The sequence below is a fragment of the Acetobacterium sp. genome, from assembly GCF_030652775.1.
Classification (GTDB): domain Bacteria; phylum Bacillota; class Clostridia; order Eubacteriales; family Eubacteriaceae; genus Acetobacterium.
The window spans coordinates 1-15,762 of the sequence record NZ_JAUSPS010000060.1; the positions used below are offsets into that span (position 1 = coordinate 1).

Below are 15,762 nucleotides of genomic sequence, written 5' to 3' on the forward strand. Positions count from 1 at the left end.
AATAGAGCGACCGCCAGAAAACTTTTTTTGACCACGAAGGGAGGTGATCGAGTGGCACGGGCGAGAAGAAAAAAAACTGAAACAGAATATGAATTTAACGTCCGGGTGGAAAAAAGCAAAATCATAGAAGATATGAAGAGGCTCGGAACACATAAGCCAGAATATGAGAGCATCGTAAATGTATATGCAGATCTGCTGGTACAATATGCGGATGCGAACAGAAAGTTTGCCGAATCAAATTGTGCATATGAAACAACCACTGGCGCCGGCGGCACAAAAAAATCTGCAATTGTGGCGACACTCGAAAGTTTGAGAAAAGATATCCTCGCATACTCGGATCGTCTTTGTCTTAACCCTAAAGCGGTGGAGTCGGTTACGACTGAACAAACCAAAAGATCTGGCCTGGCGGATATTCTGAAAAACTATGATGGCTAAGAATTACGATATCGTAATGGAGTATGCAAACAGCATCGTCGAAGGTCGAAAAATAGCATGCCGCGAACAGATCCAAGGTTGCCAAAGGTTTTTAAATGATTTGAAAAATCCGGATTATGAGTTTAAGACAAAAGATGCAGAGTTTGTAATCAACATCATTGAAAATACGTTTGTCCACATGCAGGGTGAAATGCTGGACGGTACGCCACTTAGGGGAAGACCGTTTCTGCTGGAACCTTTCCATAAATTTGTCATTTACAATCTCTTGGGTTTTTACCACAAAGGTACAAAAATTAGGCGTTTCCATGAAGCGCTTATTTTTATACCAAGAAAAAATATAAAGACAAGTTTTGCCGCTGCTTTATCATGGGCGCTGGGGCTGTTGGAGAGAAGGAGCGGGAGCAAAGTATATATTGTGGCTGCCGCAATGAAACAATCACTAGAGAGTTTTAATTTTATCCACTTCAATCTCGAACAGATGAAAGAAAAGAAAAGCTTCAGGGTGATTGACAATAACCAGGAACATTCGATCTCTGGCGATCTTGGCGATGGCTCGTTATTCATTCAAGCCCTGGCAGCCAATCCGGACAGACAAGATTCATTAAACTGTAACTTGGCCATAGCCGATGAGATCCACGCTTATAAAACACCAAAACAATATAATATCATCAAAGAGGCCATGAAAGCTTATACCAATAAATTGATGATCGGGATAACAACTGCCGGCGACGATGCGAACTCTTTTTGTTTTCGCAGGATTGAGTATTGTAAAAAGATATTAGCCGGTACGGTGACCGATGAACAGTATTATGTTTTTATTTGTAAAGCTGATCAGGATGATGATGGTGAAGTTGATTATACAAATCCGGTTATTCATGAAATGGCAAACCCGGTCTATGGGGTGTCGATTCGTCCGGAGGAAATAATGAATGATGCCAGGCAGGCCCAGAATGATCCGCAGCAGCGAAAAGATTTTTTTGCAAAATCTTTAAATGTCTACACCAGCGCATTGAAAGCTTACTTTAATCTTGATGAGTTTCAAAGTTCTGATATCCAGTACAATTGGACACTGGAAGAACTGGCCGCCCTTCCAATAAATTGGTATGGTGGAGCCGATCTTTCGAAGATGCATGACTTGACAGCCGCGGCCCTGTATGGGCGGTATACATTTGAGGGAAAAGAAATTGATATCTGTATCACCCATGGGTTTTTCCCAATTGCAGCGGCGGTGGAAAAAGCTGAAGAGGATAGCATCCCATTGTTTGGCTGGAAAGACGATGGCGTATTGACCATGTCAAATACTAAAACCGTCCACTATGATGATGTGGTTATGTGGTTTGATAAAATGAGAACCATGGGTTTTAGAATTAAAATAGTCGGATTTGATAAAAAGTTCGGAAAAGAATTTTTTACAAAGATGAAAAAAAGTAGATTTAAAATTGTTGACCAACCGCAGTATTTTTATAAAAAGTCAGAAGGGTTTCGAAGGATTGAGAAAAAAGCAAAAGACGGAGAGTTTTACTATCTTCATAATCAGGGGTTTGAATACTGTTTGCAAAATGTCCGGGCTATTGAAAAAACAGATGACATGATTCAGTATGAAAAAGTTGACGGTGATGGTGGAACGATGAGGATTGACATGTTTGACGCTGGCGTTTTTGGAGCAGTGCAAATGTTAGATGTCATGGAAAAAGATGGAAAAGCAAAACAATGGTTTGATTAGTATAAAAAGGAGGAGAGAAGATTGGGAAGACGAAACAGAAAAACAAATGTGATCCGGGGTGAACCCGAGAAAAGAGAATCAATATCATCGTGGCTTGTTTCAAATGATGCTTTTGAGACTCTGGTTGTCAGTGGGTATACCCGATTAGCGGATAACCCAGAAGTCCAAATGGCCGTTAATAAAATTGCCGATCTGGTTTCGTCCATGACGATCCACCTCATGCGGAACACCAATAAAGGTGATATCCGGGTTCAGAATGAGTTGTCTAAGAAAATAGACATCTCACCAAACAAGAGCATGACCCGAAAAACTTTTATGCATGCGGTCGTTAAAACGATGCTCCTGGAAGGAAACAGCGTGGTTTTCCCAAAAACAGCCAATGGCTTGATTGATGACTTGGTACCACTGAAACCATCCCGGGTATCGTTCATGGAGAACGGCGATTCATACAGTGTAAGATATGGCGGTTTAGATTACCAGCCTGACAGTCTGATTCACTTACCAATTAATCCGGATCCCGAGAGGCCATGGATGGGGTTGGGGTATCGGGTCGCACTCAAAGAAGTTGTCCAGAACCTCAGGCAAGCAGCCGCAACAAAAAAAGGGTTTATGGAATCCAAATGGAAACCGTCCCTGGTAGTTAGGGTTGATGCGCTGGCCGATGAATTTAGCGGCAAAGAGGGCCGAACAAAATTTCTCAATGATTACATCGATACTCAAGAAGCTGGTCAGCCGTGGGTGATTCCATCGGAGCTGTTGGACATCCAGCAGGTTAAACCACTGTCACTCAATGATCTGGCAATTAATGAAGCAGTCACCATTGATAAAAAAACGGTCGCCGGTATTATAAATGTTCCGGCATTTATTGTAGGCGCTGGACAGTATAACAAAGATGAGTATAACAATTTCATCAACTCCACAATTTTACCAATCTGCAAATTGATAGAACAGGAGCTAACCAGGAAGCTTTTAATTTCTCCAGATCTGTATTTTAAATTTAATTCCCGGGCACTATATGCCTATGACATCAAAGATCTGTCCAGCGTTGGGCAGGAATTATTTGTAAGGGGAATCTTAACCGGCAATGAAGTCCGGGCAAGTCTTGGCTATAGTCCGCTCGATGGGTTGGATGAGCTGGTTATACTGGAAAACTTCATCCCGATCAGCAGCATCGGCGATCAGAAAAAATTAAACCAGAATGGAGGTGGTAGTGAGTGAGTCGAGATATAAGGCAAGCCAGGGATCTGGTAATGGAGATTGAAAAACGAGAAGATGATGGAACCGGCGATTTATTCCTGGAGGGATATTTTGCTATTTTTAATTCCAGTTATGAGCTGTGGCCTGGATTCACTGAGAGCATTGCCCCAGGGGCTTTTACCGGCTGTATAAGCGGAGATGTCAGAGCGCTGTACAATCATGACACAAATTTAGTTTTAGGCAGAACGGGAGCCGGTACACTTGAATTACGTGAGGATTCCCACGGGCTCTGGGGAAAGATTAAAATTAATCGCAATGATACAGATGCCATGAATGCTTATACCCGGATCATGCGGGGCGATGTTACCCAGTGTTCGTTCGGGTTTGATATTGAATCCGAAGAATTTAGAGACAACGGTGATGGTACCTGTCATTGGACTATCTTAAAAGTAAACCCGTTATATGAAATTTCTCCATGCGTGTTTCCAGCTTATAAGGAAACAACCGTTTCCGCACGTAAGGAAGATTTTGACAATATTCAAAAAAGACAGCATGAAGCATGGCAAAACAAAATGAAATCAAAAATTAAAGGAGGTTAGTGATGGCTTTAAAAGTATTGATGAGGAAAAATGAACTGACGGAAAAACAAAAGCAATTAGTGGAGCTTAGAAAAATTTCAGAAACATTCCCGACCCGGGAGATTAATTTGGAAAAGGCCATTGAAGAGGCCGAAACCGAAGAAGAAAAAAAGGTCGTTGAAGAAGAGGTTGAAAAGTTTGAAGCGGAAAAAGCTGAAAATGAAAATGCGATTGTAGAAACTGAGACTGAAATTGCTGGAATCGAAACAGAGATTGTTGAGATTGAAAGATCCGCACCTGTTGGAGCCCCAGCAGAACCATCAAAAAACAAAGAAGAAAAGAGAGGTAATATCATGCCAATGAACACCAGAAAATTTTTCGGAATGGCCCACGAACAACGGGACGCATTCCTTGCCCGTGAAGAGGTAAGAGATTTTATTGAAGCAGTTCGGGAAATAAAAACAAGAGGTATTACAAATGGGAGCCTGACTGTTCCGGAAGTAATGCTGGAACTTTTACGGGACAATATGGAGCAGTACTCAAAACTTACAAAATACGTTACCCTAAAACCAATTAGCGGAACAGCCCGGGAAAACATTATGGGAGCTGCTCCTGAAGGCGTATGGATGGAAGCAGAGGGCGAACTGAATGAACTTGACATGTCATTGAACCAGATTGAAGTTGATGGTTATATGGTAGGTGGAATCATCTGGATCCATAATAACCTGTTAAAAGATAGCGATATGGCACTCGGCAGCGAAATTATGGACCAACTGGGTAAAGCCATCGGGAAAGGTGTTGACAGAGCACTGTTGTTTGGAACAGGAACAAAAATGCCGGTAGGTATTGTAACCAGACTTGCCCAAACAGCGGCGCCATCAAACTGGCCAACATTTGCACCAGCTTGGACGGATCTGCACACCTCAAATGTTAAAAAACTTAACATCAATGGAAACACAGGCGCAGCTTTTTATGCTTCTCTGATTGAGGCGCTAGGAGTGGCAGCACCAAATTTTTCAGATGGTAAAGCGTTTTGGGTAATGAACAGAAAGACTCATATTAATTTAATGTCAAAAGCCCTGGCATTTGATGCGGCGGCAGCTCTGATTGCGGGCGTTAATAACCAGATGCCAATCATCGGTGGAAGCATTGAAGAAATTGAACTTGTTGGCGACAATGAAATTATCGGCGGGTTTGGTTCTGTTTACATTCTGGCAGAACGTGAAGGATCAGCAATTGAAAAATCAGAGCATGCGAGATTTGCACAAAACCAGACAGGGTTTAAGGGATATGCCCGTTATGACGGGATGCCTGTTTTTGGTGAAGCTTTCGTGATTGTATCATTTGATAATACCGACGCGGCTACAACATCAACTTTCGAAACTGATTACACAAACACTGAACTGGGAGCTTTGGGTGTAACATCTGTTGCTGGCACACTTTCAGGTGATACTCTAATTACTGTAACAGGTGCTGAAGTATCTGGAACGACACTTGGGTATAAAGTCCTTGGCAAAGCAGCAGCAGTTAAATCTGGGGATTCAAGCACTGGTTACACAGTATTTACCACACCTAAAGATATTACCGCAGTAACGGGCAAGGTTATTACCCTTGTCGAATTTGACGCCGCCGGTCGAGCTATTAAAGTCGGTACCTGCAGTGTAGTGGCAAAAGCCTAATATCGGGAGGTTAAAGAATGCAGGATGATCTATTACTGACAATGCTTAAGCAGGATCTTGAAATCCTGCATACGGTCAAAGATGATTACCTGAAAAACTTAATAAGCATTGCCAAAGGGATGATTGCTCGAGAGGGCATCACCCTGGGTGATGATTTTGAGGATCAGGGAATTATTGTGATGTACGCCGCGTGGATGTACCGGAAACGAGCAGCGCCTGATACGGCAATGCCTCGGATGATACGAGCCGCCATGAACAACAAGCTGTTTTCCCAGAAAGCCACGGTGACTACCGATGTTTGATGGAGGACTGGTAAAAATCTATAAGATTGGCAATGTGAACACCCCCGGCGATACGCCGGTGGAAGCACTCACGTTTTACCAGTCTTTTTATTTTGAAGAAAAAACAATCGGAATGACCAGGGCATACGCTGCCATGCAAGCCGATTCGAAGATTGACCGGCTGATAAGTATCTGGCAAGACCGAACCGTAACTGCTGAATGTGTATGTGTTATTTTTGATGGTTCTATGATCGAGGACAATGTTGAGGTTGGGATTCAATACCGGATTACCCAGGCGCAGCATAAGACTAATAATGACGGTCTTAGAATTTCAGATCTGACACTGGAAAGATTGGACGGTGGATTGTATGACATTGAATGATGTAAAAATTGCATTGTTGACAGTCACCCAAAACGTATCGAGATATACAGCCGGAAAGGATCCAGTTTTTCCATATATTGTGTGGGCTGATGATGGTGAGAGCGATTCCCTGTACGGTGACAATAAAATGATTGATCAGGTAATCAGCGGAACCATTGATTTATTTACAAAGACTGTTGATGATCCGCTTAAATCACAAATACAAGCAGCGTTAAATGACGCCGGTATTTGTTTTAGTTTAAATTCAATTCAACGCGAAGAGAAGGATAAGAAATTCATCTGTATGCATTACGAGTGGAATTTTGAAATAGAAACAGCGGTTTAACTATGGCAAAAGCAAAAATAACAGCAAGTGATGATTTTGTTCTGGCATTATCTCGATGCGCTACCGATATTGAAGAAATCGCAAAAAAAGCCATTTACGCCGGCGCAAAAATCGTGGCGGATACAATGAGGGTTAACCTTGAAGCGATCTTGTCTGACGAAGCAACAGGCCAATTAGTAGAAGCATTGGGGATTACCCCGATCAGTTTAATGGGCGGTGAATGGACGGCGCATATCGGTTTTGATGGGTATGACACAAAGGGCGTTGCTTTTCAATTAATTGCCAGAGCCTTGGAGTCGGGGGCAAGTGGCAGGCCAAAGAAACAATTTGCAAAGAAAACACTCAGTCAAACAAGAAAAAAAGTTGAGGCCGTAATGAGTCAGGTAATTGATGACGAAATGAAGAGGATATTTGGATAAGGCGCTTAGGCGTCTGTTTTATTTTAGAAGGAGAAAAAAATGAAATATGTAATGAATTTACAGTTGTTTGCATCCGCCGAAACGGGCGTTAAAACATTAGTGTATTCAATCATGCAAGACGAGGATTTGGAAACATATGGTGCAGTTAAAACAGCCGATGCGTTAATAAGCATTAAAGTAAGCCCAAAATCAGACCTGGCAAAATTGCCGGCTGACAATGAGTATGTAGAAGTTTGCTCAAGTGTAGGGGATGTCGGAGTGGATATCGAAGTTAGAGAAATGCCACTTACGATGCAGGCTGATTGGTTTGGACACACACTAAATACTGAAACAGGTGTAATGAATTATGACGTTAATGATACGCCACCATATTTAGCGGTCGGTTACCGGAGAACAAAAGCCAACGGTAAAAGCCGTTATGTTTGGCTAGTAAAAACAAAATTCGAAGAAATTTCGGAAGAATCAAAAACAGCAGAACCAGGGAAGACTTCATTCCAAACGCCGAAAGCAACAGGAACCGCGATAACCAACAAAGATGGCATTTGGAAAATTGTAGCCGATGAAGATGCAAAAGGTTCTGCTATCGTCGGGTTCCTGGATTCCGTACCAGGATCAAGTCCAGCAGATCTGGTAGCCCCTACAGTTACCAGTGTTCCAACTGATGCTGCTACGGGAGTTATTGGCACATCAAATATTGTCTTAACATTCGACAAAGCAATTCAATCAGCGACTGCTATTGCAGCAAATATTTTTGTAATCAAAGCGGACGGTACCGCAGTTCCTGCAGTGATAACAATCAACGCAGGGAAAACAGTTGTTACGGTAGATCCTGTATCAACGATGGCAACCGGTTCTTATGTCTTAATTGCCACAACTGGCGTGAAGTCAGCGGCCGGCGTGTCATTAGCAACAAACTATGTGGTTAATTTCACAGTATAGCAACCCAATGGAGGCTTAACGGCCTCCTTTTTATTTGAAAGGACTCATAATTATGAAAATAAAATTAGGCGAGAAAACATATCACACAAAGGAATTAATGTTTGGTGATTTATATAAAGCAAACGAATTTAAAAAATACATTGAAGACGGCGCCAGCAAAGGAAAAGATCCGCTAAGTGAATTTGACAAAATGGCAGAATACCTGGTTGATTTATTCGCCGGGCAATTTACCGCAGAGGACGTGTACAAGAAACTTCCCAATAAGGGCTGCATCTTAAAAGTTCTTGAACTGGCAAACCAGGTACAAGCTGAATCGATCGGGCAGCTAGAAATAAAAAACGATCCGGCGGTGGCGAAGGAAGTCTAGTCACCATTGATGAGTGGGTTAAAAATTTCTACATTGAAAAAGTAGCAGTCGGTTGGAGTATGGAAAAAATTGATAAAACCCCAATCGGGCGATATATGAAATTAATTGAACATTCACATGAAAGAGAATTTATAAAAGAACAGCAAGCTTTAGATGATGCGGGTCTTTAGAAAGGAGGTAAAACATGGCTTATAAAACAGGTCTTCAAGTCGGTGTTGATGGTGAAAAAGAGTTTAGCAATGCGATAAAGACAATAAACAGCGATGTCGGATTATTAAATAATGAGTTGCGCGCCGTTACCGCTGAATTTGGAAGAAATGATAAATCAATCGAAAGTTTGACAGCAAAAAGCAAAATATACAACAAAGAAGTCGATTTGCAAAAATCAAAAGTCTCTCTATTGACGGATCAATATGCAAAGCAATGGGATAAGCTAGACAAACTATATCGAAACATTGATGAAGTCACAAAAATATATGGTGAAAATTCGAAAGAAGTTGAAAAAGCGAAAAAGGCTTATGACGATCAAGAAAAGAGTATTAAGAAATTAGACTCAACTCTGACCGTCGCAACGTCCACTCTGAATAAATTTGAAAAGCAATTAAAAACAACCGATGATTTATTGATTTCTCAAAATTCGAAATGGATAGGACTCGGGCAATCTCTGGATGAAACTGGCAAGAAATTTGACAATGTCGGCAATAGTTTATTTAAAACCGGCGGTATGATGACGATTGGGTTAACTGCCCCGATCATGGCTCTTGGTAAAACAGCGCTAACAACCGGAATGGATTTTGAAAGTGCCATGTCCCGAGTCAAAGCGATCAGCCAGGCCACCGGCGATGAATTTAAGAAATTAAATGACCTGGCCTTAAAGCTTGGACAAGACACAGCATTCAGTGCGAGTGAAGCAGCAGCGGGCATGGAAAATCTAGCATCGGCAGGATTTTCAGTTGATGAAATCTTAATGGCAATGCCAGGGATGCTTGATTTGGCAGCAAGTGGTGGATTAGATGTTGCAACAGCGAGTGATATTGCTTCGGCGGCTTTACGGTCATTTGGGCTAGGTGCTGATCAGAGTGGTCATTTTGCTGATGTATTGGCAAAAGCAGCAGCTGACACGAACGCAAATGTAACAGATATGGGAATGGCCTTGAAATATGCGGCCGCCCCAGCGAATGCATTAGGGTTAAGTGTAGAAGAAGTTTCAGCCGCTATTGGCGTCATGGCCGATGCTGGGATAAAAGGCGAACAGGCAGGCACGACTTTAAGGGGTGCGCTCCTTGGTTTGGCCAGTCCCAGTGGCCCCGCAGCGGATGCAATGGCAGCGATCGGGATGGAAGTCTTTGATGCGACTGGTAAAATGTTGCCGTTTAAAGATGTCATCGCAGAGGTTACTGAGTCCACTAAAGATTTGACAGAAGAAGAAAAAGTAAATGCTTTAGCTACCATATTTGGGCGTGAAGCCGTATCGGGGATGATGGTTTTAATTGAAAAAGGGCCTGAAAAATATGACGCCCTGACTCAATCGCTGGTATCTTCAGACGGCGCCGCAAAAGATATGGCTGAAACCATGCAGGACAATGCGAAGTCAAGCGTTGAACAAATGTATGGAAGCCTGGAAACGGCGGCTATAAAAGTTGAAACAGTATTAGCGCCAGCGATCATAGATTTGTCTGAAGGTATCCAAGATCTAGCGGATGACTTCTCTAATCTCAGCCCGGAAATGCAAGAGATGATACTAAAATCTATTCTTGCTGTAGCGGCAGTAGGACCGTTGGTCATGGGAATTGGTGCATTTGCTAAAATTGTCGGCGGAACAATCGGTATTGTCGGAACAATATCAGGAGCAATTGGAGTCATGACAACTGGAGCTGTTGCAGCCACACCAGCGGTAGCTGGATTAGCTGGGGCAATGACCGTTTTAACTGGACCGGTTGGTCTGGTAATTGCAGCAGTTGGAGTTTTAACAGTCGGATTAGTCGCATTACATAAAAGTTATGAAAAAAACAGGACATTAACAGAAGATCAAGTTGAAGAAAACCAGAGGTATATTGACAGCACGAAAGCCGTTTCGGATGCCATTACATCGAACTTAAAAACGAGGTCTGAATCTTTAAAAACAACTGAAGATGAGGCTATTGCTTCAAAATCTTTAGCTGACAAAATATTCGATTTGGCTGATAAACAGAATAAATCAGCATGGGAACTGCAAGTGCTGAATGGTTATGTGGAAGAATTTAACCAGCTAATGCCTAATGCAAATTTATTAATCGATGAACAAACAGGTTCATTAAGTTTAACCCGTGATGCGACGGATGATTTAATTAAGTCTGAAATGGAAAGAATCAGGATCCAGGCGATTTCTGAATCGTTGGTTCAAAACGCTAAGGATCAATTGGCAAATACCAGGGCGTTGAATGAAGCGTCTGCAGAAGCAAAAGTAATTGCTGACGAAACGGCAGTTGCATTACAAGCTATAGTTGACGGGAAGGGAACTGATAACGAAAAACAGCAAAAGACAAATGAATTATTTGATGTTTATAATCAGCGGTTAGCGCCGGTTAAAGAGTCAGTAGCCACGCTAACAAAAACGCACGAAGATTTATTAAAAGAACAGTCTAGTCTGGATGGAGTATTAAGAGATCCTTCCGGTTGGGCGGCGTATAACGCAAATACAGCCACGGCATCGCAGGCCACAGTCATAATGGCTGATGGGACAAAAGTAGCACTTGCAGACTTAGGAACAACCGCACCAATACTGGCGAAAAATGCTGGAAATGGTATAACAACCAACATGGCTGAAGCAATCAGATCCGGCAACCCATTAGTTGGAATGAGTGCGCAGGAAATGCATGACGCAGTGGTTGAAAAAATTACCCCATTGCAAGCGGAATCAATGGCAATCGGAAGTGGCGCCGGTGCAGGTATGGGTTCTGGATTAGCATCACAAAATCAACAATTGGCGACAACGGCACAAAGCCAAAAGGATACTGTCACGGGAGTATTGGGGCCACTTGGCGCATTTGGCCTGCAAACTGGTAAAGAAACAATTGGCGGTTTCCACGATGGAATGAATGATAGAACCGGGACTGAAGCAGTTACGGGTAACATTGTTCAGTGGGTAATGGATAAATTCAGATTAGGATTTAATATTAATTCCCCATCGAAAGAAACACATCAAATTGGTGTTCATGTTTTGCAAGGATTCTTTGATGGGTTGACATCCATGGATTTAGGCTTGTTTGCTGACAACCTGGTGCAAGTTCTACTTGACTCATTTAACCAGGGCAAAATATCAGCAATGGGGATATTCAACTCCATGGGTGATATGGGAGCCGATCTACTTTCTAAGATGGGCCTAAACCTTGGAATCACCGGTGGGAGTCTACCGGTGGCAGGAGACATAACAAGTGAGTTTGGATATAGAGACGACGTCGAGGGTGTTGGCACTAAAAATCATATGGGAATTGACATCGGCGCTGCAGAGGGAACACCAATTTACGCAGTTGAAAGCGGCACCGCATCGCTGTCAACCGATTCCGGATACGGGAACCTGGTTATTATTGACAATGGTGCCGGATTACAGGAATATTACGGCCATATGAGCGGATTCAATATTTCTGATGGTCAAGCCGTTAAGAAAGGCGACGTGATTGGTTATGTGGGGTCAACTGGTAATAGCACCGGGCCTCATTTGCATTTTGGAGTTTTACAGAATGGCGAGTGGATTGATCCGTTGTCAATGTACGGATTCTCAGTGGGATCCAGATACATACCATACGATATGCCAGCAATGGTTCACCAGGGCGAAATGATCATACCGAAATCAGAAAACCCTTATGCGAATAGTGGCGGTGCAGTATTGCCGCAATCAACAGCACAAAAACAACCAGCGGTAATTCAAGTATTTTTAAATGGAAAGCAAATATCAGAAGAAATTTTCCAAGATTTGAACAATATGTTTGGTGTTAAAACTGGACTGGCGGGGAGGATGCAAGCATGAGTATTTTTGACGTAACAATCGGCGCTAAATCGCTGACAAATGATTTTGATTTTATCGTTTCTGAATTTTATGTTTCCCCTCCGGAACCTTATTTAGTGATAATCCCAGTTACGGGAACATCAGATGTAATTGATATGACTGAAAGTTTATCTGGAGACATTGAATACAAACAGCGAAAGATAAGTATCAAAACAGCATTCGCTAAAGGGAAAAATAAAGCATATAGTCAATATTCAAAACTTGCAAATTATTGCCACGGGCGAAAGATGCCGATTGTTTGCAATAGGGATTCAGGTTTTTATTGGAATGGTCGGATTAATCTAGATAGTTTTGAGAAAACATTTTATGGCGGAACACCGATTATATCGGCAATAGTCGACCCCTACAAATACGAAATACAATCATCCATGGATCAATGGATCTGGGATAGTTTCTCGTTTGAAGATGGAACCATCCGAAATTATTACAACATTGCAGTACCTGGAACAATAACCATCATCGGACGCCGAAAACGGGTGTGTCCGAAATTTATTTGTTCGGGTGCCATGACGGTCACTTATTTAGGTAATTCATATAACCTAGCTACAGGGGAAAGCATCGTTCCTGACATATTTTTAGGTGAAGGTTCGCACGTCCTGACCTTTTCCGGATCCGGTACAGTATCGGTTGATTACCGGGGGGCGAGCCTATGAATGTTAGTTATAAAACTCACATCGAGAATGAAGGCTGGAATATTGCTGTTTTAGATGGGGCCACATCCGGAACGACTGGAAAAAGTCTCCGGATGGAAGCCATTATGATAGCCTTAATGAACAAAGGAAGCCTTGATATATCTATTGAAGCACAGGCTCATGTACAGAATATGGGATGGCTGCCACTGAAAAGTGATGGTGAAGTGATTGGAACCACTGGTGAGGGGTTGCGACTTGAAGCAATCAGGATTCTATTAACGGGCGCCGATCGTAAAAAATACAAAATAAAGTATCGGGTACACGTTCAGGACATCGGCTGGCAAAATTGGAAAGCTGATGGTGAAACAGCCGGAACTGAAAGAGTCGCTCTAAGAGCCGAAGCAATAGAAATTGTTCTGGAATTGGTCAAAGAAGAAGTGGTCGTCGTGGTGCCAAATACACCAGTAACCGACCCGACACAGATTATTGTTCCTATTACCAACCCGAACGCCGCAATACCACCAGAAAAGATATTATGCGCCAGTTACACCACCCATATAGAAAATTATGGTTGGGGGGCAGAGGTGACGGATGGCCGGTTAAGTGGGCGGTGTGGCCAGGCATTGCGGATGGAAGCGATCCGGATTTCATTAATTAATACCGGTTCGCTGAATTTGGGTGTCGCCTACTCTACGCACGTGGAAAACATCGGTTGGCAACCTGAGGTAAGTAATGGCCAAACAGCTGGAACAACCGATCAAGCAAAGCGATTAGAAGCAATTAAGATCAGATTGACCGGAACGGACGCCTATAAGTATTCGATTTGGTACCGTGTTCATGTTCAAAATCAGGGATGGCAAGAATGGTGTCGTGATGGCGATATGGCCGGCACAGCTACTTTTGCATTAAGTGCCGAAGCAATCCAGATCATAATCACACTAAAATCAGAAAACCTGATCAGAAACCCCGGCGATGCGCCACTGATTGCCGTTAATTACCGGTCACACATTCAAAATTTGGCATGGGCATCGTGGGTGAAAAATGGCTCTAAGTCTGGCACAACCGGTATGGGTCTACGAATGGAAGCACTGGAAATAAAATTGTCATCGCTGGACGGTCTAGACATCGGTGTAAAATACCGGGTACACGTCCAGAATATCGGTTGGCAAGGATGGTTTGAGAATGGAGCAACAGCCGGAACAGTAGGACAGAGTCTAAGAATTGAAGCGGTCGAGATTATTTTGACCGGGGCCGATGCAAGTAAATACACGGTTCAATACCGGGGGCACCTCGAAAACACCGGCTGGACATCATGGAAGAAGAACGGCGAAACACTAGGCACAACCGGGCATGAAATACGGCTAGAAGCGGTTTCAATCGTGTTAATCAAGACCGTTGACTTAAATGCAGTTATTACCAATGAAATAAAAAACAAAGCCCCAATCGTCCAAATCTGGGCGTCGGACTTCCCCCGGGATGATGTATTATTGCATGACATCCGGACGGCTTATAGACTGTTGAGTGCCAAAACGTCCGAAGGAATTAATAAATCCAGCGGTATGACATTTACAATCGATCCGACTCATGTACACTATAAGAAGTTACGCAAAATGCACACGACTATTTTAGTCTATGAAATTTATTCAAATCTACGAAAAGACCTGGTCTTTGAAGGACGGATTTTATCCGATACGGAAGATTTCAACAAAAAAAGGGTGGTGACCTGCGAGGGGGAACTGGGATACCTGCTAGACAGCATCCAGCGCCCGGCGCAATACATCAATGTCACTCCCGAGCAATGGCTGACGCAGGTGCTGGATAACCACAACATGCAGGTTACGACAGATAAACGCCTGCATATGGGGATCTGTACCGTGTTAGGCGATGGCAGCGGAGTTAATATTTCCACAAGCTATCGAACACATATCGAAAACCAAGCATGGTTGACATGGGTCAGAAACGGCGTTCAAAGTGGCACAACTGGTTCGGCGCTAAGAATGGAAGCGCTGGAACTGACATTGGAGAATATCGGGAATCTGGACATTGGCGTGACCTATCGGGCGCATCTGGCCAATATAGGCTGGCAGGAATGGAAAGTTGATGGGGCAACAGCTGGGACTGTTGGTCAGAGTGTCGAAATGCAAGCCGTTGAACTCAAATTAACCGGCGCTGATGCTGGCAAGTTCTCGATTCAATATCGGGTCCACGTTCAGGATGTTGGTTGGCAGGACTGGAAACAAGACGGCGAAACAGCCGGGACAACCGGGCAGGCATTACAAGCCGAAGCGATCGAGATCATTATTGTCTCAAAAGTGGACGGCACCAATGGAAAATTAAAAGATGGTCTGTTTAGAGAGAACGGATACGTCAACACCTTAGAACTGATTAAGACCACCATGCTGGACACTCTGGGAGGCGTACTGGTTATTGAAAGGATCGGCGGGATAAAGTTCCTGAACTATCTGGAAAATTATGGTTCGGTGAATTCACAACCCATAAAGTTTGGCGTCAACCTACTGGACTATTCAAAAATTACCGATGCGAGTGGAATATACACGGCTATAGTGCCATTCGGTAAGGAAATAGATGGGAAAAAGCTGACAATTGCAACCGTGAATAATGGAATTGTCAATAACAGTTCAGTCGAAACCAGCAAGGAATTATTTAGATATCCTTCGATGATGAATACCGCCATGGGCTGAAAACAATGATAAGTACTTTAATCTACTATGCAGCTTGTTGTTGATTTACATAAAAGAG

At 43.0% G+C, this 15,762-nt stretch carries 14 protein-coding genes; all 14 read left to right on the plus strand.

The window, feature by feature from the left end:
* Positions 1–51 precede the first annotated feature (51 nt).
* Positions 52–435, plus strand: coding sequence for a P27 family phage terminase small subunit (locus Q7J41_RS10575; RefSeq protein WP_304887862.1), 384 nt, complete (start codon positions 52–54; stop codon positions 433–435).
* Between the two features lie 16 nt (positions 436–451).
* Entirely contained in the window at positions 452–2,158 is a 1,707-nt protein-coding gene (locus Q7J41_RS10580) for a terminase large subunit (RefSeq protein ID WP_304887864.1), read from the plus strand.
* A 21-nt stretch (positions 2,159–2,179) separates the two neighbouring features.
* On the plus strand, positions 2,180–3,376 hold the full coding sequence (locus Q7J41_RS10585; protein ID WP_304887866.1) for a phage portal protein: 1,197 nt from the start codon (positions 2,180–2,182) through the stop codon (positions 3,374–3,376).
* A complete protein-coding gene (locus Q7J41_RS10590) occupies positions 3,373–3,954 on the plus strand; it encodes an HK97 family phage prohead protease (protein ID WP_304887868.1) in 582 nt (193 codons plus the stop codon). The genes Q7J41_RS10585 and Q7J41_RS10590 overlap by 4 nt, the downstream gene beginning before the upstream one ends.
* A 2-nt stretch (positions 3,955–3,956) precedes the next feature.
* Positions 3,957–5,612: a phage major capsid protein gene (locus Q7J41_RS10595; protein ID WP_304887870.1), complete on the plus strand. Its 1,656-nt coding sequence runs from the start codon at positions 3,957–3,959 to the stop codon at positions 5,610–5,612.
* 17 nt (positions 5,613–5,629) lie between these two features.
* Entirely contained in the window at positions 5,630–5,914 is a 285-nt protein-coding gene (locus Q7J41_RS10600; protein ID WP_304887872.1) for a hypothetical protein, read from the plus strand.
* Entirely contained in the window at positions 5,907–6,275 is a 369-nt protein-coding gene (locus Q7J41_RS10605) for a hypothetical protein (protein WP_304887874.1), read from the plus strand. Before Q7J41_RS10600 ends, Q7J41_RS10605 begins: the two co-directional genes overlap by 8 nt.
* On the plus strand, positions 6,262–6,600 hold the full coding sequence (locus tag Q7J41_RS10610) for a hypothetical protein (RefSeq protein ID WP_304887876.1): 339 nt from the start codon (positions 6,262–6,264) through the stop codon (positions 6,598–6,600). Before Q7J41_RS10605 ends, Q7J41_RS10610 begins: the two co-directional genes overlap by 14 nt.
* 2 nt (positions 6,601–6,602) lie before the next feature.
* Complete coding sequence (locus tag Q7J41_RS10615) at positions 6,603–7,019, plus strand: hypothetical protein (RefSeq protein ID WP_304887878.1); 417 nt, start codon at positions 6,603–6,605, stop codon at positions 7,017–7,019.
* Positions 7,020–7,058: 39 nt separating this feature from the next.
* On the plus strand, positions 7,059–7,958 hold the full coding sequence (locus tag Q7J41_RS10620) for a major tail protein (RefSeq protein WP_304887879.1): 900 nt from the start codon (positions 7,059–7,061) through the stop codon (positions 7,956–7,958).
* 52 nt (positions 7,959–8,010) lie between these two features.
* Positions 8,011–8,325 (plus strand): phage tail assembly chaperone G, encoded by a 315-nt coding sequence (gene gpG / locus Q7J41_RS10625; RefSeq protein WP_304887881.1) that lies wholly within the window; start codon positions 8,011–8,013, stop codon positions 8,323–8,325.
* Positions 8,326–8,509: 184 nt separating this feature from the next.
* Complete coding sequence (locus Q7J41_RS10630) at positions 8,510–12,331, plus strand: phage tail tape measure protein (RefSeq protein ID WP_304887883.1); 3,822 nt, start codon at positions 8,510–8,512, stop codon at positions 12,329–12,331.
* Positions 12,328–13,023 carry a hypothetical protein gene (locus Q7J41_RS10635; protein WP_304887885.1) on the plus strand — a complete coding sequence of 232 codons (696 nt, stop codon included), beginning with the start codon at positions 12,328–12,330 and terminating at the stop codon, positions 13,021–13,023. Before Q7J41_RS10630 ends, Q7J41_RS10635 begins: the two co-directional genes overlap by 4 nt.
* Positions 13,020–15,704 (plus strand): hypothetical protein, encoded by a 2,685-nt coding sequence (locus Q7J41_RS10640; protein ID WP_304887886.1) that lies wholly within the window; start codon positions 13,020–13,022, stop codon positions 15,702–15,704. Before Q7J41_RS10635 ends, Q7J41_RS10640 begins: the two co-directional genes overlap by 4 nt.
* Positions 15,705–15,762: the final 58 nt, after the last annotated feature.

Bases quoted from the DNA above. Each gene is read 5' to 3' on its own strand.
- Q7J41_RS10580 (WP_304887864.1), top strand. From the start codon at position 452: ATGGAGTATGCAAACAGCATCGTCGAAGGTCGAAAAATAGCATGCCGC.
- Q7J41_RS10595 (WP_304887870.1), top strand. From the start codon at position 3,957: ATGGCTTTAAAAGTATTGATGAGGAAAAATGAACTGACGGAAAAACAA.
- Q7J41_RS10600 (WP_304887872.1), top strand. From the start codon at position 5,630: ATGCAGGATGATCTATTACTGACAATGCTTAAGCAGGATCTTGAAATC.
- Q7J41_RS10605 (WP_304887874.1), top strand. From the start codon at position 5,907: ATGTTTGATGGAGGACTGGTAAAAATCTATAAGATTGGCAATGTGAAC.
- Q7J41_RS10610 (WP_304887876.1), top strand. From the start codon at position 6,262: ATGACATTGAATGATGTAAAAATTGCATTGTTGACAGTCACCCAAAAC.
- Q7J41_RS10615 (WP_304887878.1), top strand. From the start codon at position 6,603: ATGGCAAAAGCAAAAATAACAGCAAGTGATGATTTTGTTCTGGCATTA.
- Q7J41_RS10620 (WP_304887879.1), top strand. From the start codon at position 7,059: ATGAAATATGTAATGAATTTACAGTTGTTTGCATCCGCCGAAACGGGC.
- gpG (WP_304887881.1), top strand. From the start codon at position 8,011: ATGAAAATAAAATTAGGCGAGAAAACATATCACACAAAGGAATTAATG.
- Q7J41_RS10630 (WP_304887883.1), top strand. From the start codon at position 8,510: ATGGCTTATAAAACAGGTCTTCAAGTCGGTGTTGATGGTGAAAAAGAG.
- Q7J41_RS10635 (WP_304887885.1), top strand. From the start codon at position 12,328: ATGAGTATTTTTGACGTAACAATCGGCGCTAAATCGCTGACAAATGAT.
- Q7J41_RS10640 (WP_304887886.1), top strand. From the start codon at position 13,020: ATGAATGTTAGTTATAAAACTCACATCGAGAATGAAGGCTGGAATATT.